This is a genomic window from Peptoclostridium acidaminophilum DSM 3953, from assembly GCF_000597865.1.
In the GTDB taxonomy this organism is placed as follows: Bacteria; Bacillota; Clostridia; order Peptostreptococcales; family Peptostreptococcaceae; genus Peptoclostridium_A; species Peptoclostridium_A acidaminophilum.
The window spans coordinates 208,627-228,495 of the sequence record NZ_CP007452.1 but is presented as its reverse complement, the minus strand read 5'-3'; the positions used below and the strand labels follow the sequence as shown (position 1 = coordinate 228,495).

Genomic DNA, 19,869 nt, shown 5'->3' with positions numbered 1-19,869 from the left:
AATATACATCTGATATTAATTGCTCTGCATTAGCTTTTCCATGTACTCCACATATTTTTTGTATGCAACGCTGTCTAGTATCTCCGATAGTTCATATTTCCCGTCTGCAATCCTTAGTATGTCGTCTGCTATGGAGCTGATTACTTCCATGGTTTTCTTTTCGTTTATCGCCATGTTGAGCTCACATCTTTTTATTTCGGTGGCGACTTTGCACTTTGCCTTGTCCATACCCTGATTCACCCCGCTTATATTTCTTCGCCGGCTCTTAGCTTGTCTGTAAGCATGGGAAACAGGCTTTCTCTGGATGATATCTCCGTCGGGAATGTGACAAAAGTGTTTTCGACGGAATAGTCCTTGAACCTGTCATCCGTCGTTTGTATTTCATCAAAGAGACTCTTTATTTTTTCATCCACAACCCGGGTGTTTTCCTGTGTACAAAAGGGAAGTACGCCTATGTAGCTGTGGTTTCCAAAACTCATAAATATGTCAGTGTCCCAAAACAGACTGTTTATTCTGCTGTAGAGCTCTCCAAACAGCCTGTCCTCGGCTTTCATTCCATATCCGGAATCTGCACTGTCTTTATTTATGACGCTCATTATGAGAGATATGCTGTAATTACCCTTCTCCGCCTTTCGGAGCTCTCCAGAAATGTACTTGTTGAAATCCATGTACACCCTTCTGGCTCCCAGGGCAGCGCTGCCATTTTGATCTTCCAGTTTCATGTTCGACATTATCCTGCTTAGAAGAAAATCATCTTCAAATGGCTTGAGTATGTAGTCCGAGGCGCCGGCCTCGATTGATTTGACAAAAGTGTCCTTCTTGTTTTGCGCCGTCAGGACTATCACAGGAATTTCATACCCTCTCGACTTGGCCCGTTTTATTATTTCAAGCCCGTTTTCCTTGTCCAGCTCAAGCTCTGTTATTATAAGCGAAATTTCATCCTGTTTTTTTTGAAGCATTGTGAAAAGTTCGCTCGAATTCGCAACCTCATGCAGCCTTATACCGTATTTCCGGACAAGTTCCTTTATCCTGTGTCTTACATAAGCTGCACCGTCTAGAATAACTATACTGCTCACGGCTATCATTCCTTTACCTATATATATCTATTGCTCTATTTTTATATGATTTCCAGAACCGTCTTTTCAATGTTTTTCAGTTCTTCAGATGAAGGCACATATTGTTGCTTGATTTCCGACATGACTTCGCAGCCCGCGAGCTCCAGCTCTGATTTGACCAGTCCTATGCTTTGGCCTCCCCAGCCGAAGGATCCAAATGCTATAGCTTTTCTGCCTTTTGGCGCAAGTCCCTTCAGATAAGCCAGGAATGCCGCTACCGTAGGAAGCATGTTGTTGTTTAGTGTAGGCGAACCCACGCATATATACTCTGCATCCATTATCTCCGTCATAACATCAGATATGTGGTTGTGCTCCAGATTCATATACCTTATCACATATCCCTTTTCCTCGAATGCCGATTTTATGCTTGATGCCATAGTCTCTGTAGACTTCCACATGGAATCATAAACTATAACAGCCTTTTTAGAGGTTCTGTTCGAAGCCCAGTCTGCATACAGGCTCATTATTTCCTGGATGTGGCTTCTCCATATTATTCCGTGGCTTGTCGCAATCATTTCTATATCGAGTCCCTTTGCGGCTTCAAGCTCTTTTTGGACCTGCATTCCGTACGGAAGCACTATGTTTGCGTAATACTTTCTGGCTTCTTCCATTACTATGTCTATTGGATATTCGTCGTCGAACCTTTCCGAGGATGCAAGGTGCTGGCCGAAAGAGTCATTAGAGAAGAGTATCTTCTCCTGCGGCATGTAGCACACCATATTGTCAGGCCAGTGCACCATAGGAGTAAGCAGGAATTCAAGACTCCTCTTGCCAAGCTCTATATTGTCTCCCGATTTTACAACCTTGAAGCTCCAGTCCTTCTTGTAGTGCGCCCTAAGTCCTTTTTCCCCGCTGGCGCATGTGATTATAGTGGCGTTTTTTGCGATTTCCATTATTTGAGGAAGGGCGCCCGAATGGTCCATCTCAACGTGGTTTGAAACTATATAGTCTATTCTCGCAGGATCAACTATGCTCGATATCCTGCTCATCATTTCATCTGCAAGATAACCCTTGACAGTATCTATGAGCGTTATCTTTTCATCTATTACAAGATATGCATTGTATGTCGATCCTCTTTGGGTTGAGTAGCCATGAAAGCTTCTCACATTCCAGTCAATGCCCCCTACCCAGTAAATACCTTCCTTTATGTTGACTGCTTTCATCAGAACACCTCCGCAAATTTATTTTCTGCTCAGGCAGTCTTTGCAGACGCCTTTAAAGTATAAATGCCTCTCGTCCACCTTGAAGCCTTCTATTCCGCTTACTCCGCTATCTTTGATTTCAAATTCGAAATCATATACATTTGAACATTCCAAACACTTGAAGTGCCCGTGGCTCTCTACGTCGGCATCATATCTGCCCTCGTTCTCCTCTATTGTTATAAGCTGGGTTATGCCTTTTTCGATGAAGAGGCTGAGAGTGTTGTATACCGTAGTTTTTGAGAGTGTCGGTATATGCGGTAAAAGCGACCTGTGAATCGTGTCGACCGTGGGATGGTTCTTGTTTTGTACTAGATATTCAAATATCTTGAGTCTTTGGTACGATGGCTTGACCCCGTTATCCTTCAGGTATTCACCCAGACTGTCGATGTTCATTTTACTTTTCATAATATCCATCTTCCTTTTTAGTAATAGCATCGATTTACACTTTTGTAACAATTACAATTTTATTTTAATGTTTTATTGTCATGCTGTCAACATTATAGGAAGATTTCAAATCCGACTTGTCTTTTGAATATTAAGGCTGAGATGGCATCATGTCTTCTATTTTCATTACCTCAACATCATCAGGCAGCTTGAATGTGTCTTCCCCGAAGCTGCCTTCCTTTATATTCTTTATTTTCATTGTGGAAATAACCTTTCCGTCAGCTTCTATTTCACTCTTTATGACAAGTCCTGTCTTCTCGTCTATCCACATTCTGCTTATTATGTTTTGTCCTGTGCTCTCGTCCTTTAATACAACCAGCTTGGCATTTCTTCCGTCGACATCGTCGTCCTTTATTTCCACGACTCCATCCCAGTTTACGTCATCGCTTGAGGTGTTGATGTCGTAGTCGTCCTGCATGCTTTCAGAGGATGCTATATCCTGTCTTATGGCTATGTTTTCCGCCGGATTGTACATTAGTATGTAGTCCTCTCCGGCTTCCTTTATGAGGACTGACATGACCTGGCCGCTTTGGTCGAGCGTCTCTGTCCTTATATTCTCGCCCTGCTGCCATGTATTCATAGTCATTGATGACTCTGGCATGCCGCTTCCGCCTTCCACTGTAACTGCATATTCATAGTATATTCCTTCTCCTAAGCTGCGCTTGGAGACGAGCTGCTTCATCTCTTCCTTGAGCTCCTCGAGCGATTTTTCACTTTTCTGGGCCTGCTCTTTTTTTGCCTGCTCGCCAGTATCAGTCTCCTTCTTGTCCGAGCAGCCTGCAAACGAGATTGCCAATGCAAATATAAGCATGCTTGCGTATATTAGTTTCTTCATTTTTCCAACCTCCCAAATTCAAATTTTTAAGCAGAGTAGCTCTGCTGTAGAAATTGCTATAGTATTTAATACCCTATTAGCATGCCTATTATGTTTCCAAATTCAGAAATTTGAAGAATAAATGTTCCTATATGTATTTTATTTTATCACCGTCCATAGTATCATATTTACATACCAATATATGTTTGCTCAGGAGGGACGTCTTTTGTCATTAATTCAAAGCGACAATAAATTGATAATAAGCACGGACGACCTCCACGAGGGAATGGTTCTGGCCCAGGAGATAACCGACAATCGCGGCGTTCGCATTCTTGCTCCGGGAACGGTAATGTCTGAAGCTATAATCCAAAAGCTTCAAATCACTTTAGATACAGATTCAGTCTTCATATACAAGCCTGACCACACCCGGGGAAATTTAGGCAATCGCATGCAGAGCACTGCCATGAACAGGCCCTCAAGCGCTGAAAAACGCATTGAAAAGCTTGTTGATCTGGCTTCCGAGCAGCTGAAGAGCAAGATTTTTACAGCCGACTCCGAAAAACTAATAAATGTAATTCATCTCAACAGGATAACAGAGCTCATAATAGAAACCTCACTCAATACGGGTGAGCTGATAAGTTATATCATGAAAATACGCGAACACAAGGACACCCTCTACAAGCATTCCATAAACGTTGCAGCACTCAGCTGCATGCTTGGCAAATGGCTGGGTTACGACAATGCAACGCTCAAGATACTAACCCGAACGGCCATGCTGCACGACATAGGAAAGACGCGAATAGACAGCCATATACTTGATAAACCCTCAAAACTTTCTGCCTGGGAGTTCAATCTTGTAAAAAAGCACTCCGAGATAGGCTACCGTATGATTAAAAAAATCAACTATATGAGCGAAAGCGTCAGCCTCGGCGTACTTATGCACCACGAGAAGGAGGATGGCTCCGGCTATCCCCTCGGCTTAAGCGGCTACCAGATACATCCATTTGCAAAGATCATAGCAATAGCCGACATATTCGATGCTCTTACATCCAAGAGAGTATACCACAAGAGAACCTCCCCACTTAACGTGCTTGAAATATTCCAAAAGGAGTCTTACGAAAAGCTCGACGTCAAATGCACGCTTAATTTTGTAAGGAATATATCCAGCTTTTACGAAGGCGCAATAGTGCTTTTGAACACAGGAGAGCGCGCGAAGATAGTAAAGATGAATCCAGGCGACATATCAAGGCCGCTCATACTCGTTGGCTCTGATTTTATAGACCTTCAAAAATCAAATACGATTCACATTGACGACATACTCCCAAAATAAAAAGCGGTCAGGAAAATCGAACAATTCCAGACCGCTTTTACTATGCTTTTATTAATCCTCTATTCCTGCATCATCCTTTTTAGGAAGGCTTGAACTCTAGGATGCTCCGGATCTTCAAATATCTCCTTCGGAGTGCCCTCTTCTACGATTTTGCCCTTGTCCATGAATATTACCCTGTCTGAAATTTCCCTGGCGAAAGCCATCTCGTGCGTTACTATAACCATCGTCATGTGCTCGGCTGCCAGCTTCTTTATTACTCCAAGCACCTCTCCAACAAGCTCAGGATCGAGAGCGGAGGTAGGCTCGTCAAAGAGTATTATCTCAGGCTTCATTGCCAGCGCCCTGGCTATTGCAACCCTTTGCTTTTGTCCGCCGGAAAGCTGTCCCGGATATGAATCCGCCTTGTCCTGAAGCCCTACGTCGGAAAGCATCCTTCCAGCCAGCTCGCGGGCCTCTTTTTTCCCCATCTTTTTGACTATTACCGGTGCTTCCATAACATTTTCAATAGCGCTCATATGCGGAAACAGGTTGAAATTCTGGAAGACCATCCCCAGCTTGCTGCAGTTGTGCCTGCTCAGCTGCTCGCCGTCTATCCTTATGACACCTTCGTCTATCTCCTCTATCTTGTTGAGACACCTAAGCAGCGTGCTCTTTCCGGAACCGGAAGGACCTATCACCGATATTATCTCACCCTTTTTCACATTGAGGCTCACCCCGTCAAGCACTGTGAAATCGTCAAATTTTTTTACTATGTCTATAGCGTCTATCATGACTTTGCCTCCCGTCTAGTACACAGAATATCTTTGTTCTATCTTCTTGAATATGAAAACTATGACCCAGCTCATGGCAAGGTAAAACAAAGCGGCAATAACAAAAGGTATTATCGTAAAGTCTCTTGTAAGCACTTCTTTTGCGGATCTCAACAGGTCCGCCATGCCTATTGCTGCAACAAGCGCAGTGTCCTTTACAAGAGTTATGGCCTCATTGCATGTGGGCGGAAGCACCCTTCTTATAGCCTGCGGTATGACTATCCTTCTCATCGTCTGGACATAGTTCATTCCCAGCGAATGTGCGGCTTCATACTGACCCTTGTCTATCGACTCTATGCCTGCCCTGAATATCTCCGTCATATATGCGGCATAGTTGACTATGAATGTCACGGCTGCCGCCATGAAAGGAGTCATGGTGATTCCGAGTATTGGCAGTCCGTAGTATGCAAAAAACAGCTGCAGGAGCAGCGGTGTTCCTCTGAAAACCCATGTGTATGCCTCCAGCGCCATTTTGAGTGTCTTGTGCTTTGACACCTTTCCCAGAGCGAAAAATATCGCAAGCGGCACGCTGAATATGGCTGTTACTGCATAGATTTTGAGGCTGACTACCGTCCCCTTGAGAATGTAAAGTGTGGTATTAATTATGTATTCCATATTAGTCCTCCGAAAAACTTATTGTGCATTATCGCTTTACCACATTAAATCTTACCACAAATGCATGCTATTTACTAACCGAAAATTTGAAAGGCAGGCTATGCCTATGACATTGCCTGCCTTTTATATGATATCTACTTTACTATGTCTTCCCCGAACCATTTTTTAGATATCTCTGCCGCAGTTCCATCTTCCTTCATTTCACTAAGCACCTTGTCAAGCTCGGCAAGGAACGCCTTGTCTTCCTGTCTTACTCCAACGCCGTATGATTCCTTTCCAAGGTCTTCATCCAGCACCCTGTAAGTGTCTGCAGCGTTATTTGATGATATATAGTATCTTCCTACAACTGCGTCCATTACAACTGCGTCAACCCTTCCAGCCTTGAGATCAAGCAGCGCCTCTACGTTGTTAGAATACTTCTTGACTTCCTTTAGCTTTCCTGCAAAATCTGCATTGCTGTCAAGCGCTGCCTGGGCTGTGCTGCCAAGCTGTATGCCCACAACCTTGCCTTCAAAATCAGCCTTCGCTTTGTATTCTGACCCGGCTTGAACTATTATTATCTGGCTGTTGCTTAGGTATGGATTTGTAAAGCCTATTTGCTCTTTTCTCTCGTCAGTTATTGTCAGTCCGTTCCATATTGCGTCTATCTCTCCGTTTTTAAGGCTCAGTATTACTCCGTCCCAGTCTACAGGCTTGAAAACCACGTTTACGCCCATTCTCTTGCCTGCTTCCTTGGCAAGGTCTATGTCAAAGCCCACTATTTCTCCGGCCTGGTCCCTAAAACCCATTGGAGGGAAGCTGTCGTCAAGGCCAACTATTATTTCTCCTTTTTCCTTTATAGCCTCAAGCGACTTGTCCTCTGTCTCCTGAGTTTTGCCGCAACCAGTGAAAACCACTCCTGTGATTGCAATTATAAGTGCTAGTAAAATAGATAATTTCTTTTTCATGCTGTTGTTCCTCCTTGTTTTATTTATTTTTTATAGGTTCAGCTTGTCTGCCCCGATATCTATTATACTTTCTTGCTTTATTAAAGTAAAGCGCAAAAGCATTTTTTGCCTGCAAATTTTAAAAGCCCTGCGGTTTTGCCTGCAGGGCCTATACGTTAATATTCTCTGTGGATTGCAAGAAATGCAATGTCGTCTCCGAATCTGCTCTTCTTGCTATGTCTTGACACTTCAAGCAGCATTATCTTGAACTGCTCCTCAAGGCTAATATCCTTATTCCTTACGAACATAGACTTGAGCCTTTCGATTCCCATTTCCTCGCCGTGGGCATTCCTCTCCTCGACGGCTCCGTCTGTAAGGAGTATGAAACTGTCTCCTCTTTCAAGGTGGATTTCCCTGTCCTCGTAGTCGAAATCAAACAGGTCAAGGCCCAGGCCGTTTATGGGCAGTCCCGATATTTCATATGTGCCGGCATTTCTTTCGAAGCTCTTGATATGTATAGGCGGCACATTATGTCCGGCGTTTGATATTGCCAGTGTGTTGTTTTCAACGTCAATTACACCTATGAATATGCCTATATACATCTCCTCGTCCATCTCAATGTCGAGAAATCTCTTCTGAAGCTTTTTGAGCACCTTGGACGGCACGAGCTTCTCCCCTTTTTTCTCGTAGTACTTCACAAGTCCTTTGAGTGTCTGCTTGAGAAACACCGTCAGCAGCGAAGCTCCTACGCCGTGTCCTGATATATCCGCCATGTAGAACACTATGCTGTTTTCGTTGTTGCATTCTATGACATCATAGAAGTCGCCGCCCAGATAGTATGATGGCTTGTAGTTCCTGTAGAACGTGTAATCACCGAAGTTTATATAGCCTGATGGCAGAATTTTCTTTTGTATCTTTTGAGCAAGCTTGAGCTCTCTTCTGCTCTTTTTGTTCTGCTCGAGTATTATCTTTTTCTCTTCATTTATTATGGAATTCTTTTCAAGTATGACCTGTTTTTCGCTCATGACTTCTTCAAGGAGTATCTGGTTTTTCATTACGAGCCCGCATATTGGGCCGTAGCGTTTGAGTATCTCTATCTTGTGAGGCTCTAGCTCATCAAGGCTGTCGAACTCGAATCTCATGCCGGCTATATTTTCCCCTATATACTTTATAGGCATGACAATGCTGGATGGAGTCTCTTTTATTACATAAACCTTCTCCACATATAAGAAAAAATAGTCCTTTCCAAGCTCTGTGCGCATGAGGTTTATCTTTTTTGTCTCGCCGTGTTCATAGATGTATCGCGCATAAAGCCCCTCCATCGATTCCTTCCTTATGAGCATTGTTCTCTTTGCTCCGAGAAGTTCCGAAAGGTGCTTTATTACAAGTCTTGTAACCTTCTCTATACCTTTAGTCTTAAGCAGCAGCTCCAAGAACTCTATGAGAAGCAGAACAGTATCGTTTTCCATATGGAGTTTTTCTACGGCACCTTTTAGATATTTGTTCTCCTCTAAAAGGAATTGTGAATACTGCTCGTTCAACCCGAATCACATCCCAAAACTATTTTTGTGTATATTTGTGTATAACGGATATTAAATCTCAATCGAACCCCTGTGCATTTTATCTATGTATACTTAATATTCTACCAGACTTTTTAGCAATGCCCAATAACAATATACACGTTATTCGGAATAAAAATGATATGCTGCCCTTCTTCAAAAATTTTATGCCTCTTGAATGCTGAATTTATTCCTGTTTTGGAGTATCATATTATAGTAACATTCCAGCTTATGAGTCATAATATTTTAAGACAAAGAAGGTATTGTTCATGAAAAAGGGTTATATCTATATTGTATTGTGCGCTTTCATATTCAGCACCATGGAACTTGCCGGCAAACTCGTAGCAGGCTCTATGAGCCCGATACAAGTTACATTTTCCAGGTTTTTGATAGGCGCTCTCATGCTGCTTCCTCTTGCTGCTACCGACCTGAAGCGGAAAAACATAAAACTTGACCGCAGCGACTACCTCTACTTTTTTGCTCTAGGATCGCTTTGCATACCAATTTCAATGGTGCTCCACCAGCTCTCTGTAGTCCACACCCAGGCTTCCACTGCTGCAATAGTTTTTAGCATAAATCCGCTTTTTACACTGCCCTTTGCTTTTTTCATACTTGGTGAAAAAATCGAAAAAAACATGGTAATAGCGCTCTTGGTGAGCCTTGCAGGAGTTGTCTGCATATTCAACCCTCTAGCTGTAAGCTATGACCTCAAAGGAATACTTCTCGCCCTGGCCTCCGCGCTCACATTCGCGCTCTACACAGTGCTCAGCAAGTCCAGACTCTCCAAGTACGGAGGATTCATTTTCAATTTCTTCACGTTTGCAGCCGGAGAAATCGTGTTATTTGCAGTGCTCGCCGCAAAGGGAACGCCTGTTTTTTCGAGCATAACCGCAGCGAACCTGCCTGTTGTCATATACATGGGGATTGTAATTACAGGCTTGGGATACATATTCTTCCTGGAAGCTATAAAGCTGACCTCCCCCGTGACTGCATCTTCCGTGTTTTTCATAAAGCCGGCGCTTGCTCCGCTGCTTTCAATGGCTTTTCTGGGAGAGCGCATATCGCTCAACGTGGCCCTTGGGATGCTGCTGATAGTCGCAGGCTCTGTGATGAGCTACCGGAGCAGAAACCGCTAGAGACTATAGAACTTGCATGTTAAATGTAATTTATATCTGCACAGCCGTATGAAACAATGCCTGTTTTGTGGTAATATCTTTAAAAACATATATAGGAGGCTGATTTTTTTGTATTTTTCCGACTACCACGTGCATTCTCATTTTTCAGATGACTGCAGCGAAAGCATGGAAGCCATGGTGAAAAGGGCCATAGAGCTCGGCCTCAAGGAGCTGGCTTTCACGGACCATGTTGATTTTGACTATCCTGATCCTGACTTTCCATTCCTGATAGACTACGACAGATACACCGAAGAATTCAACGCCATAAGGGACAAGTACAAAGGCAGCATCGATCTGCTTCTTGGGGTTGAAATAGGCATGCAGCCGCACGTTTATAGTGAAATAGAGGGCCTTGTATCTAAGTACCCCTTCGATTTCATAATAGGCTCTGTGCACGCAGCTGACAGGATGGACTTTTGCTCGCCCGACTTTTTCATAGGCAAGACTCAGTATGAATCATACATGAGGTATTTCGAAAACGTGCTTGAAAACGTAAGGCTCTATTCGACAATGTTTGATGTTCTCGGCCACAAGGACCTTATCGTCAGATACGGCGGCTTCGACTCTACTGATGTTGACTGGCTATACTTCAGCGAGATAATAGACGAGATACTCAAAGTGCTCATTAAAAACGGAAGAGGCATAGAGCTCAACACGTCGGGCTTCAGGTACGGCCTTGAGCGTCCGCATCCCCACCCTTATATACTCGAGCGCTACAAGAGCCTCGGCGGCGAGATAATAACTCTGGGCTCTGACGCACACACCGCAGGACACTTATGCGCCGATTTCGACTTCGCTTACAGCATGCTCAAGGAGTATGGATTCAAAAACATATGCAGCTTCAGGTCGAGAAAGCACAGCTTCATAGAAATCCCTTAGCATTTAATCTTTATGTGGTTTGAGTGCTGCCGCCGTTTCTGGCGGCAGTTTTTGTTTTTTAGGGCTTTTTTAGGGGATACATATTATATGCTGCAACACGACAATACTTTTTGGGAGGCGTTTTTATGGATTATGAAATTGATGTTATGAACGCTTATATGGACAAGCTTCTAGGTAGGTTGGATACAGAGTTGAATAAATGCAAGGCCCATTCATCAGAAAAAGCCGTGCATGATGCACGCGTTTCCATAAGGCGCATTATATCTGCAATTGAAATTCTAGATGCAGTCTCCCATACCGATGATAAGAGCTCTCAAAAACATTTAAAGCGCCTCAAGGATATTCACAAGCTTTTCAGCCCCCTGCGTGACACTCATATATCCATCATGTATGCGGACGGTATGGCATCTGACTTTCCCAAAATAGACATATTCATCGAATATCTGCATTCTCGGGAAAAAAGGCTTTCCTTCAAGCTGCAAAAGAAGCTTGAAGCTGTAGCGATAGAGTCACTGAAAAAAGCAACAGACGCCGTTAAGCTAGCGATATACGGTCAATTCAAGGAAAAGGAGCTTTACTGCGAACTGCGGAAAAGAAGCGACGAGGCCTTTTGCAAGGTAGCCGATCTCATAGACAGCGTGGACACAAGCGACATGGAGTCAATACACAATGTCCGGATAGCCTTCAAGCGCTTCAGATACATGGTCGAGGTGCTAAATGAACTGCAGCCTGTCGAGGAATATATGCTAAGCGGCATGAAGGCCGTGCAGGATGAGCTCGGCGCAATACAGGACATTACAGTCGTTGCGGACCTTCTGAAACGCTTCATTGAGAAGAAATCACCCGGAGGCCAGCTGCTCTCGCTTGAATCCCACGAGCTCTTGCGAAGGCAAAAGAGGCTTGTTGAGAACTTTGCTGCGACTGCGGATGATATAAAAAATATCTGGAGAGTGCTTCGCTGATGGGCTCAACATTGAGAACCCCTAGTCAAGCAGAGGCTTGACTCGCTTGCCTTCTTCAAGGCCTGTTGCCTTTCGGTCGAGTATGACTATCTCGCCTTCTTCAAGACCGCTTGAAATTATGGACAGGTCCTCTGTTTCGGCGCCTATTGTCACGTTTCTTAGCTGTGCCATGCCGCTTTTTACGACAAAAACAGAATCCTTGTCCTGATACTTGAAAATGGCTCTTTTGGGCACCGAAATGGCTCCCTCGCTCTTGCTTATTATGAAGTCCAAATCGACCTTGTATCCGGGTCTTAGCACTGACGCATCACCCGCTAGCTGTATTATTGTCTTGACTCTCTGTTCTACAAGGCCTATGGCAGATATTGTTTCTTCTGCCGATGGGTCTATCCGCGATACCGTTCCGTCAAACACGAAGTCCTGGGGCTTGTGCTCGAATGTGACTCGAACGTTCATACCCTCCCTGAGGTCCACCGAGTTCTCGGTCAGCACCATCGACTCTATTTCGATTTGCGAACCCTCTATGGTGCTCAGGAGCTTCTCTCCATACTGTACATACTTGCTTTCCTTTGCATCCACAGTCCTTACCACTCCATCTGACTCTGCCCTTATTTCACCCTTTGACATGTTGCTCCTGAGAAGGTCTATCTGGGCTTGTATTGATTTTTTGAGGCCAGCAAAATATTGCTTTGTGGCACTCGGATCGCCGTATCTGTTCTTGATGAGCTCGAGAGCGACCTGCTGGTCATCAAGCACTCCCTTGAGCTTATCCATGTAAAGCTTGGCATCATCTAGCTGTTGCTTCGACATTGCGTCCTGCTCGTAAAGCGCTGCTGCTTTTTGGTATTTGATCTGAGCATCCTGGTAGTCCCTCTGGGCATTTTCAACCTGCATAGTCTGCCTCTTGATTTCCAGGTCCCTGTTAAGCGTGAGTTCTCCACGCTCCTGTCCCTGTATGCTCTGGAGCTGCCCTTCAAGCTGCCTGATGCTGTATTCTGTATCACTCATGTCAAGCTGCAATAGCACATCTCCCTTTTTTACGGACATGCCCTCCTTTGCTTTCATGACTTTCACCTTTGCAGCAAGCGGTGAGTAATAGTCCTGTTCTCCTTTTGAAACGACAGTTCCTTCATCCCCGAAGCTGTCCTCTATGCTCATCTTCTGAACCTTGTAAGCTTCAACGCTCAGAGGTTCCAGGTAGCTGCTTATGGAGGCATAAATGACAGCTGCTGCTATTAATGCTATTATGCCGCGCTTTATCCACTTTTTCGAATTGTTGTTCTTCATGTTTTCCACCCTCCAGAAGTTTATTCCCTTTCCTTGAGAACCTCCACCATGTCGAGCCTCGATATCTTCCTGTATACGGATACTTGCGCCGCTATTACAGATGCCACGGCTACTGCAAGTCCCGATACGAATGACATGGTATCTATTTTATAAGGTATCGAAAAAAGGTCCGTGCTCATTCCCTGGGCTATTATCCATCTAAGGCCAAATGCAACCGGTATCCCTACTATCCATGAGCCTATCGCAATTAGCCACTGCTCAAGCGCAATTATCCGGAACACCTCATTCCTCGTCATGCCCAGTACCCTCAGTGACGAAAGCTCCCGCTCCCTTTCCGAAAATATTATTGTCGACGATGTATAAACCACCGCAAAGCCGGATATCACGCCGAATACCACGAATATCCACTGCATGTAACTGTAGCTTTCCATAAGGCTGTTGAACATCTCAATTACACTCTCTTTCCGGTCGAGCGACGACACATTCTTGCCCTCTATGTAGTCGTCATTTAGACTCTCAAAAGAGCCCTCCTTTATGTTCATAAGCACCGAGTTTGCCATGGCTTTATGGCCGAGCAGCTCGCATAGTGCGTCCAGCTCCATATAGGCATTTACTCCGAAATACTGCGGCACAATGCCCTCTACTGTTGTTCTCACAGTATCCCTTGTCGCCCATGGGCTTTCAAGCTCTACCGTGTCGCCCTCCTTGAGTCTAAGTGAGTTTGCAAGCCTTTCAGACAGTATCAACCCTTCGCCTTTTATTTCCACCCTTTGGCCCTTGCCGTCCAATATGTTATATAGCCTGCTCCCTTTTTTTATGCCTATGCATAATGCGTCTTTTTCGAGCCAGGCGTTCTTGATCCGCACAGGTGCTTCAAGCAGCGGCTCGGCCTCGACCACATTTTCATTATTAATTATCTCCGAATGAAGCTTGCTTGCATCGAGGGGATAATAAAAGCTCATCTTGGCATCGAATGTCTGAACCTCGTTGAATTGCTCGTCCATCATTATTTCAACAGTGTTCATGAATGACGCCATTGTGGTAACTATGCTGAAAACAAACAGCATTCCCAACATCGTGAAAAAGCTCCTGGCTTTGTTTCTAAACAGATTTCTCACTGTCATCTTTGTAAGGGAGTTGAGACTGTTCCACAGAAGCTTTATCTTCTCAATGAATATGGTGTGCGTCTTGATTTCAACCTCGGTTCTAAGCGCCTGCGCAGGAGTGAGCGCTAGTATTCGCTTCGTGCCGCTGTAGCCTGCAAATAGGCTGAACGCAATTGCAATAAGGTTTGCCTGAAAAAAATACTCGATTGGGTATGTTGCCCGCAGATTAGGAAAAGTGAAGAATTCCATATACATTTCCACAAAATAGCTTTCAAGCCAAAAGCCAAGCAGGCCGCCGAATATCCCGCTCATCACCCCTACGAGGAGGCTGTAGCCCATATAGTGCGTGAAAATCTCCTTCTGTGTGTACCCAAAAGCCTTAAGAATACCTATCTGCCCTTTTTGCTGCTCTACAATTCTTCTTAGCATCATGTAGAGCACAAAGCTTGCCACAGAAATAAATATAAACGGAAAAGTCTTGGCAGTGTTCTCGAGCTGTACTATTTCATTATTGAGTATGGAATGGCTGACCTGGTCCTTTCTCTCGTATATACCCTTGAGCCCGTAACGTTTTAGTCTCTGCTTCAGCCTGCTCTCCACATCGTCATAAGTGTATCCTTCCTTCAGGGTGAATGAGAGCTCATTGTGGAGTCCCTTTTCCCTGAAAAGCCCCTCCATGTTGGAATAGTTTATAAAGGCTACGCCAAACAGCAGCGGATCCGGGTATATCTGCTCGATGCCCCTTATGGCATACACATAGTCTGGACTTACCGCCCCTCCGAGCACCTTGAGCTTTGTCCTTTTCCCCTCGGCTATCACCTCGATTGTGTCTCCGGGACTTATATTGTTTGCTTTGTAATACTTTATGTCGGTCCATATGCCTTCTCTTGAGGGGCTTATCTGCTCGCCCTCCATTGCCACAGGCTTGTTCAGGGAGCTTGGATCCTCCGATTCGATTGAAACCATCCTGATGTACTTTACCTTTTTAGATTCGCTGTCATACACCCGGACATCCTTTACAAGCTGTCCCTGTATGCGCTCTATACCCTCTATATCTCCAAGTGAATCCACTGCATTTACAGGAATTCCTGTGACCTGTGCAAAGCCGTCTGCAAAGTGCGAGCTTCCGTAGAAGTCATCCAGAGCGCCTTTGAGGTCTACCATTACCATGAACATCGACGTATATACACTAAGGCCCACCATCATTACTATCGCACAAGAAATGTACACAAGCTTGTGCCCCATTATGTCCCTTAGCAGCTTTTTGTGAAGTATCACCAGGACACCTCCTCCGGTCTCATAGGCTTCTTGTTGACTGCAATCCTTTCAATATTTCCATCCCTTATATAGAATACCCTGTCCGCCATCTTGCCTATGTCGGAGTTGTGGGTTATTATGACAACAGTTTTGCCCAGCTCCTCATTGAAGAGTTTTAGGAATTTCAGCACCTCAATGCCTGTGGACACGTCAAGAGCTCCAGTGGGCTCGTCACACAGGAGCAGCTCCGGATTCTTGGCTATTGCGCGGCCTATCGCCACCCTCTGCTGCTCTCCGCCTGAAAGCTGAGCCGGAAAGTGGTTTTTCCTGTCGCTAAGGCCTATCTTTTCAAGCACATAGTCTATCTCGAGCGGGTCCTTTGCTATTTCCGTGGAAAGACTGATGTTCTCTCCCGCCGTCAGGTTGGGCATAAGGTTGTAGAACTGGAACACAAAGCCCACGCTGTGCCTTCTGTATCTTGTAAGCTCCCCCTCATCATATTCCGATATGAGCTCGTCCTTATAATAAAGCTCTCCGCCAGTTGGGGTATCCATTCCGCCTACGATGTTTAGCAGTGTACTCTTCCCAGAGCCACTGGGTCCCAGGACGACTACAAACTCGCCTTCGAATATTTCAAAATCGACCCCGCGCAGGGCGGTTACAACTACTTCTCCCATCTGGTAGTCCTTCTTTACCCCTTTACCTTTTATAAGTGTGTTCATAATATCGCCCCTGTTTGATTAAGCTTTTTGCGTATCCTTTTCTTATTACCCTGAATCGATTGCATTGCTACATTTTCTTGGTAATTTGCACATAAAAAAGCCCCGGGTAATTACGAGGCTACTGAAGAACTTGCGGTTTTAATGAACCTTAAGGTCATAGTAAAAAAAGACGATTTCTCAACACCAGTAAATGGGTATGAGAGTCGTCTTTTTCTCTGTATATGACCGATCGTTGTTGTTTTTTCACTTCATTAACTTTAATATTCTTTTTATATTTACAGTGAATATCGCCATTGCACCTTGTAACTCCATGCCGACAAGACCCGAGGATGTCGCCACATCATACCCGTGTCTGTGTTTCAGTTCGCTGTTCTTTGCCTCAATTTTGTAACGTTCCTTGGCCTTCGTCTTAAAGTACTCAGTCTCCTGGAAAGCCATCTGTTCAGTATGTTCGTCGGACTTTATGCTCACCGAATAGGATTTACTTTTTGCCCCTTCCTTGTAGCAACCTTGACGGCGTAAGCATCTCTTGCACTTTTCCACATCAAAGTAGTATGTATCCGTCTGGTTTGTGCCGATGCCTTTCTTGCCTTGACGGGCCTTTCGGATTGCCATGTGGCCAGCTTTGCAGACATACATTCCTGCATCCTTATTGAACTGGAATTCATCTTCATGCTTACGGTAGCCTTGTGTAACAGACGGGTTAAGCTTAGCCACTAGTTCAACCGTGTTCTCTTTGGCGTAAGTGATGTTATCTTTTTCGGAGTATGCCGCATCTCCGATGACTGTATTCACTTCCATGCCTGCTTGCTTGCTCTTCTCGATTAAGGTCTGCAATTGTTTGCCATCATTCTTCTCACCAGTTGTTACAACGGCTGCCGTAATAATTCTTTCCTCGGTCATAGCAATATGGGTTTTGTAGCCAAAGAACGAAGAGTCCGCACTCTTATGACCGATCATTGCATCTTGGTCTTCCGAGATTCGAAGTTGTTCAAGGTCATCTGCAACGGTTTCTTTCAGTAGATTGAGCGGTTCTTTTATCTTAGGCAGCTCACAAACGCCGCCTTCTGCCTCGACTACCTCGATAAGCTTTTTACAATAGGCGAGTTCGTCCTCTAACATATTGCTTGTATTTTTCGCAGGAAACTTGGCTTTTACAGATTCATCAACCTTGTAGATAGCCTTTCTGAGTTTTCGAGAACGGTCCTGTAAAATTTCACGTGGAGACTTCTGGTTATAACGAGCTTTCGTATGCGTCGCATCTACGATGATGGATTTACTCTGGATAATGCCTTTTTCGATGGCGAGTTCAACCGTCTTGTTAATCAGCAAATCGAGTAAATTCATATCCTTTAACCGAAGTTTTCGGAACTTGGTTAGTGAACTAGAATCTATCACCTGCTCTTCCGGTGCCATATCCAGAAAGTACTTAAACGACATATCATATTTCGATCTCTCGACGATGTCGGCGTCGGACAATTCAAAGATTGCTTTTAGCAGCAGGTATTTAAACATGCGAATAGGGTCAATCGCATTTCTCCCATTGTCCAGGCAGTAATTCTGTTTGAGTTCTTCATATATAAAAGAAAAATCAACAAGCTCATTGATTTGCCGCAACATATTATCCTTGGGGATCACTAGATTGTAAAGCTCCAGATATGGACTTATGACCAATGTTTGCTGTAGCTGAATCAATTAGCACACCTTCTCTCATGTTATACTTCAATTATACAAGAAAAAAGGTACAACCTCCTCAATAATATTGAGAAAGTGTACCTTCTTATTTTATATGAACTTTTTCAGTGGCCTCGGTAATTATCCGGAGCTTTTGCATTTAAAATCTATTATTCTATACGGCCACCGCCGCTTTTTTGCTTCTTAAATTGTCGAATAAGTCTATTCTTTCAAACCTTCCGTCCGTATAAGCTACAGGATTTGTACCTCCTGATTTTACAGCTTCTATAAAATCCATCGTATCTCTTACTTTTCCATTGAAAACTGTCGCATACCTGCCTATAGCATCTATATTGTGCGCATCACTCGCACCCAAAGACGGAATATTAAGCTCTGCCGCGAGGCCATACGCATCCAGATTATCACTGTATCTTGTGCTTCCGTTGAAAGCCTCTATGCCCGAAAGCCCTTTTACATTCCTTATTGCATGACCCATTCCTCTATTGTTCTTCCTGAATGGGTGGGCACTCATGGCTACGCCGCCAGCCTTAAGCGTCATGTCTATGAGCTGCTGCGCATGCAGCTTTTCAGTCGGGAGGCGATCGAGGCCGAATACGGTTATGTCTCCCTCGTGGGTGAGTATCTCGGCGCCTACTATTATAAGGAACCCGGTCTCTTTTGAATACTCATATGCCTTTTCCATTATAGCATTGCTCTCATGGTCCGTTATGCAGACGCCGTCAAGGCCAATCTCCCTTGACCTTTTTACTATGTCCTCGAGCGAGAGCTTGCTGTCAAGCGAATATGTCTTTTCATGCATATGCGTATCTATGATCATGGCCTATTCACCTCTGTCCGTTTTAAAAAACAAAATCAGGCATAAAACTATCTTTCTTATTATATTTTTAATTATATCTAAAGTTTGGCTACAATTGAAATTGAATTTGCTTATAACATCACGCTCATCCATTAAATCCATCTATAAGTTAAGCAATTCTAAAAGCTTTAAGACGCAAAAATGGGAATAGCAGCCAAAATTTATCCTTGGCTGCTATTCCCATTTCATTTTCATATCTGCAGGCTAGGGCACATATATTTTCAGAGCCTTGTGAAGTATTCCGAACTCAGCCGGAAAACCGCCTCCGTCTTCGCCGTCCATGTCTATGCGCAGCTCTGCTCCCAAAGTCTCCACGCGAAGGCGGTCTGTCTTGAAATACTTGACTGCATTGCTTGTAACATGGTCTCCTTTCAAAACCCCCATAAAAAGGTTTGCAAAATCGAGTATGTCAGTCTTTTCTATGACTACAACATCAAATAGCCCATCGTCAATTGTAGCATTAGGGGCGAATTTTTTGAAACCGCCTGCAAATGTAGTGTTAGAGACGGCAAAGAGCGAAATCTCGCTTTCGAAGCTCTCTCCGGCAACTGTAAATTTTAGCGGAAATGACTGGAATATCTGTTTTGGAATCTCCTTTAGCCCTTCCGCGTAGTAGGCAAGCCTTCCCAGTATGGTCTTGGATTCAACCGTTGTGGTAAGAGCTATATCAGTGAAAAGGCCGCAGGCTGCGACATTTATGAAATATTTGTCGTTTAATGTGCATACGTCCACTGCCTTTGTCTTCATTCCTCTTATCATCCGGCATATCTCGTCTATATCCGACGGCATATTGAAAAATCCCGCAAAATCATTCACTGTGCCTGCTGGTATTATGGCAAGAGGCACATCTGCACCTGCCTTCATCATGCCGTTGACAACATGGTTTATAGTTCCGTCTCCGCCAAGGGCTATTATTACGTCCAGTCCAGACTCCACTCCATCTCTTACGGCTTTTTCATAGTCAAAACTCACGCTTGTGTCGAATTTTTTAACGCTGCTGAGAGTCCCCTCAAGCACAAGCCTGCCAACAATACTCTCGAGATTCTTTTGAAGAGATGCTCTTCCAGAAGAAGGGTTGTTTATTATAAGCGCTTTCATAATTTCCCTCCGAAATTA

Annotated in this window: 19 protein-coding genes; 4 read left to right on the top strand and 15 right to left on the bottom strand. The window is 44.3% G+C overall.

Translation table 11 applies throughout. From position 1 onward, the window contains the following. Positions 1–15: 15 nt before the first annotated feature. From EAL2_RS01335 to EAL2_RS01315, 5 genes are all read right to left on the bottom strand, one after another. Positions 16–228, bottom strand: a complete 213-nt coding sequence (locus EAL2_RS01335) for a hypothetical protein (protein ID WP_025434622.1) — start codon at positions 226–228, stop codon at positions 16–18. Positions 229–245: 17 nt separating this feature from the next. After that, entirely contained in the window at positions 246–1,076 is an 831-nt protein-coding gene (locus tag EAL2_RS01330; protein ID WP_158408869.1) for a response regulator, read from the bottom strand. A gap of 41 nt (positions 1,077–1,117) precedes the next feature. Continuing rightward, entirely contained in the window at positions 1,118–2,278 is a 1,161-nt protein-coding gene (locus tag EAL2_RS01325) for an FprA family A-type flavoprotein (RefSeq protein WP_025434620.1), read from the bottom strand. An 18-nt stretch (positions 2,279–2,296) separates the two neighbouring features. After that, positions 2,297–2,722 carry a Fur family transcriptional regulator gene (locus tag EAL2_RS01320; RefSeq protein WP_025434619.1) on the bottom strand — a complete coding sequence of 142 codons (426 nt, stop codon included), beginning with the start codon at positions 2,720–2,722 and terminating at the stop codon, positions 2,297–2,299. A gap of 130 nt (positions 2,723–2,852) precedes the next feature. Beyond that, a complete protein-coding gene (locus tag EAL2_RS01315) occupies positions 2,853–3,596 on the bottom strand; it encodes a hypothetical protein (protein WP_025434618.1) in 744 nt (247 codons plus the stop codon). 205 nt (positions 3,597–3,801) lie between these two features. On the opposite strand from EAL2_RS01315, the gene EAL2_RS01310 reads away from it, so the two are divergent. Continuing rightward, complete coding sequence (locus EAL2_RS01310; protein ID WP_025434617.1) at positions 3,802–4,905, top strand: HD-GYP domain-containing protein; 1,104 nt, start codon at positions 3,802–3,804, stop codon at positions 4,903–4,905. A gap of 59 nt (positions 4,906–4,964) precedes the next feature. Here the strand turns inward: EAL2_RS01310 and EAL2_RS01305 are convergent, their stop codons facing one another. From EAL2_RS01305 to EAL2_RS01290, 4 genes are all read right to left on the bottom strand, one after another. After that, a complete protein-coding gene (locus EAL2_RS01305; protein WP_025434616.1) occupies positions 4,965–5,675 on the bottom strand; it encodes an amino acid ABC transporter ATP-binding protein in 711 nt (236 codons plus the stop codon). 15 nt (positions 5,676–5,690) lie between these two features. After that, positions 5,691–6,329, bottom strand: a complete 639-nt coding sequence (locus EAL2_RS01300) for an amino acid ABC transporter permease (protein ID WP_025434615.1) — start codon at positions 6,327–6,329, stop codon at positions 5,691–5,693. A 134-nt stretch (positions 6,330–6,463) separates the two neighbouring features. After that, positions 6,464–7,276 carry an amino acid ABC transporter substrate-binding protein gene (locus tag EAL2_RS01295; protein WP_025434614.1) on the bottom strand — a complete coding sequence of 271 codons (813 nt, stop codon included), beginning with the start codon at positions 7,274–7,276 and terminating at the stop codon, positions 6,464–6,466. Positions 7,277–7,431: 155 nt separating this feature from the next. After that, positions 7,432–8,724 carry a PP2C family protein-serine/threonine phosphatase gene (locus EAL2_RS01290; RefSeq protein ID WP_158408868.1) on the bottom strand — a complete coding sequence of 431 codons (1,293 nt, stop codon included), beginning with the start codon at positions 8,722–8,724 and terminating at the stop codon, positions 7,432–7,434. Positions 8,725–9,083: 359 nt separating this feature from the next. On the opposite strand from EAL2_RS01290, the gene EAL2_RS01285 reads away from it, so the two are divergent. The 3 genes from EAL2_RS01285 to EAL2_RS01275 all read left to right on the top strand — a co-directional run bounded on the left by EAL2_RS01285 (position 9,084) and on the right by EAL2_RS01275 (position 11,830). Next, positions 9,084–9,950 (top strand): DMT family transporter, encoded by an 867-nt coding sequence (locus EAL2_RS01285; RefSeq protein ID WP_025434612.1) that lies wholly within the window; start codon positions 9,084–9,086, stop codon positions 9,948–9,950. A 108-nt stretch (positions 9,951–10,058) separates the two neighbouring features. Further along, positions 10,059–10,868, top strand: a complete 810-nt coding sequence (locus EAL2_RS01280; RefSeq protein WP_025434611.1) for a histidinol-phosphatase HisJ family protein — start codon at positions 10,059–10,061, stop codon at positions 10,866–10,868. 125 nt (positions 10,869–10,993) lie between these two features. Continuing rightward, complete coding sequence (locus EAL2_RS01275; protein WP_025434610.1) at positions 10,994–11,830, top strand: CHAD domain-containing protein; 837 nt, start codon at positions 10,994–10,996, stop codon at positions 11,828–11,830. Between the two features lie 21 nt (positions 11,831–11,851). Here EAL2_RS01275 and EAL2_RS01270 read toward each other — a convergent pair whose 3' ends face one another. The 6 genes from EAL2_RS01270 to EAL2_RS01245 form a co-directional block, all read right to left on the bottom strand. Then, positions 11,852–13,117, bottom strand: a complete 1,266-nt coding sequence (locus EAL2_RS01270) for an efflux RND transporter periplasmic adaptor subunit (protein WP_025434609.1) — start codon at positions 13,115–13,117, stop codon at positions 11,852–11,854. 20 nt (positions 13,118–13,137) lie between these two features. Then, positions 13,138–15,501, bottom strand: a complete 2,364-nt coding sequence (locus tag EAL2_RS01265) for an ABC transporter permease (RefSeq protein ID WP_025434608.1) — start codon at positions 15,499–15,501, stop codon at positions 13,138–13,140. Further along, a complete protein-coding gene (locus EAL2_RS01260) occupies positions 15,498–16,202 on the bottom strand; it encodes an ABC transporter ATP-binding protein (RefSeq protein WP_025434607.1) in 705 nt (234 codons plus the stop codon). The genes EAL2_RS01265 and EAL2_RS01260 overlap by 4 nt, the downstream gene beginning before the upstream one ends. A 243-nt stretch (positions 16,203–16,445) precedes the next feature. Then, positions 16,446–17,897, bottom strand: coding sequence for an IS1182 family transposase (locus EAL2_RS01255; RefSeq protein ID WP_025434606.1), 1,452 nt, complete (start codon positions 17,895–17,897; stop codon positions 16,446–16,448). Between the two features lie 154 nt (positions 17,898–18,051). Next, a complete protein-coding gene (locus EAL2_RS01250) occupies positions 18,052–18,714 on the bottom strand; it encodes a PHP-associated domain-containing protein (RefSeq protein WP_025434605.1) in 663 nt (220 codons plus the stop codon). Positions 18,715–18,957: 243 nt separating this feature from the next. Then, positions 18,958–19,851: a diacylglycerol/lipid kinase family protein gene (locus EAL2_RS01245; protein ID WP_025434604.1), complete on the bottom strand. Its 894-nt coding sequence runs from the start codon at positions 19,849–19,851 to the stop codon at positions 18,958–18,960. Positions 19,852–19,869: the final 18 nt, after the last annotated feature.

Excerpts from the sequence above, each read along its gene's own strand:
- EAL2_RS01335 (WP_025434622.1), bottom strand. The coding sequence starts at position 228 with ATGGACAAGGCAAAGTGCAAAGTCGCCACCGAAATAAAAAGATGTGAG.
- EAL2_RS01325 (WP_025434620.1), bottom strand. The coding sequence starts at position 2,278 with ATGAAAGCAGTCAACATAAAGGAAGGTATTTACTGGGTAGGGGGCATT.
- EAL2_RS01320 (WP_025434619.1), bottom strand. The coding sequence starts at position 2,722 with ATGAAAAGTAAAATGAACATCGACAGTCTGGGTGAATACCTGAAGGAT.
- EAL2_RS01315 (WP_025434618.1), bottom strand. The coding sequence starts at position 3,596 with ATGAAGAAACTAATATACGCAAGCATGCTTATATTTGCATTGGCAATC.
- EAL2_RS01305 (WP_025434616.1), bottom strand. The coding sequence starts at position 5,675 with ATGATAGACGCTATAGACATAGTAAAAAAATTTGACGATTTCACAGTG.
- EAL2_RS01300 (WP_025434615.1), bottom strand. The coding sequence starts at position 6,329 with ATGGAATACATAATTAATACCACACTTTACATTCTCAAGGGGACGGTA.
- EAL2_RS01295 (WP_025434614.1), bottom strand. The coding sequence starts at position 7,276 with ATGAAAAAGAAATTATCTATTTTACTAGCACTTATAATTGCAATCACA.
- EAL2_RS01290 (WP_158408868.1), bottom strand. The coding sequence starts at position 8,724 with ATGGAAAACGATACTGTTCTGCTTCTCATAGAGTTCTTGGAGCTGCTG.
- EAL2_RS01285 (WP_025434612.1), top strand. The coding sequence starts at position 9,084 with ATGAAAAAGGGTTATATCTATATTGTATTGTGCGCTTTCATATTCAGC.
- EAL2_RS01275 (WP_025434610.1), top strand. The coding sequence starts at position 10,994 with ATGGATTATGAAATTGATGTTATGAACGCTTATATGGACAAGCTTCTA.
- EAL2_RS01270 (WP_025434609.1), bottom strand. The coding sequence starts at position 13,117 with ATGAAGAACAACAATTCGAAAAAGTGGATAAAGCGCGGCATAATAGCA.
- EAL2_RS01260 (WP_025434607.1), bottom strand. The coding sequence starts at position 16,202 with ATGAACACACTTATAAAAGGTAAAGGGGTAAAGAAGGACTACCAGATG.
- EAL2_RS01250 (WP_025434605.1), bottom strand. The coding sequence starts at position 18,714 with ATGATCATAGATACGCATATGCATGAAAAGACATATTCGCTTGACAGC.
- EAL2_RS01245 (WP_025434604.1), bottom strand. The coding sequence starts at position 19,851 with ATGAAAGCGCTTATAATAAACAACCCTTCTTCTGGAAGAGCATCTCTT.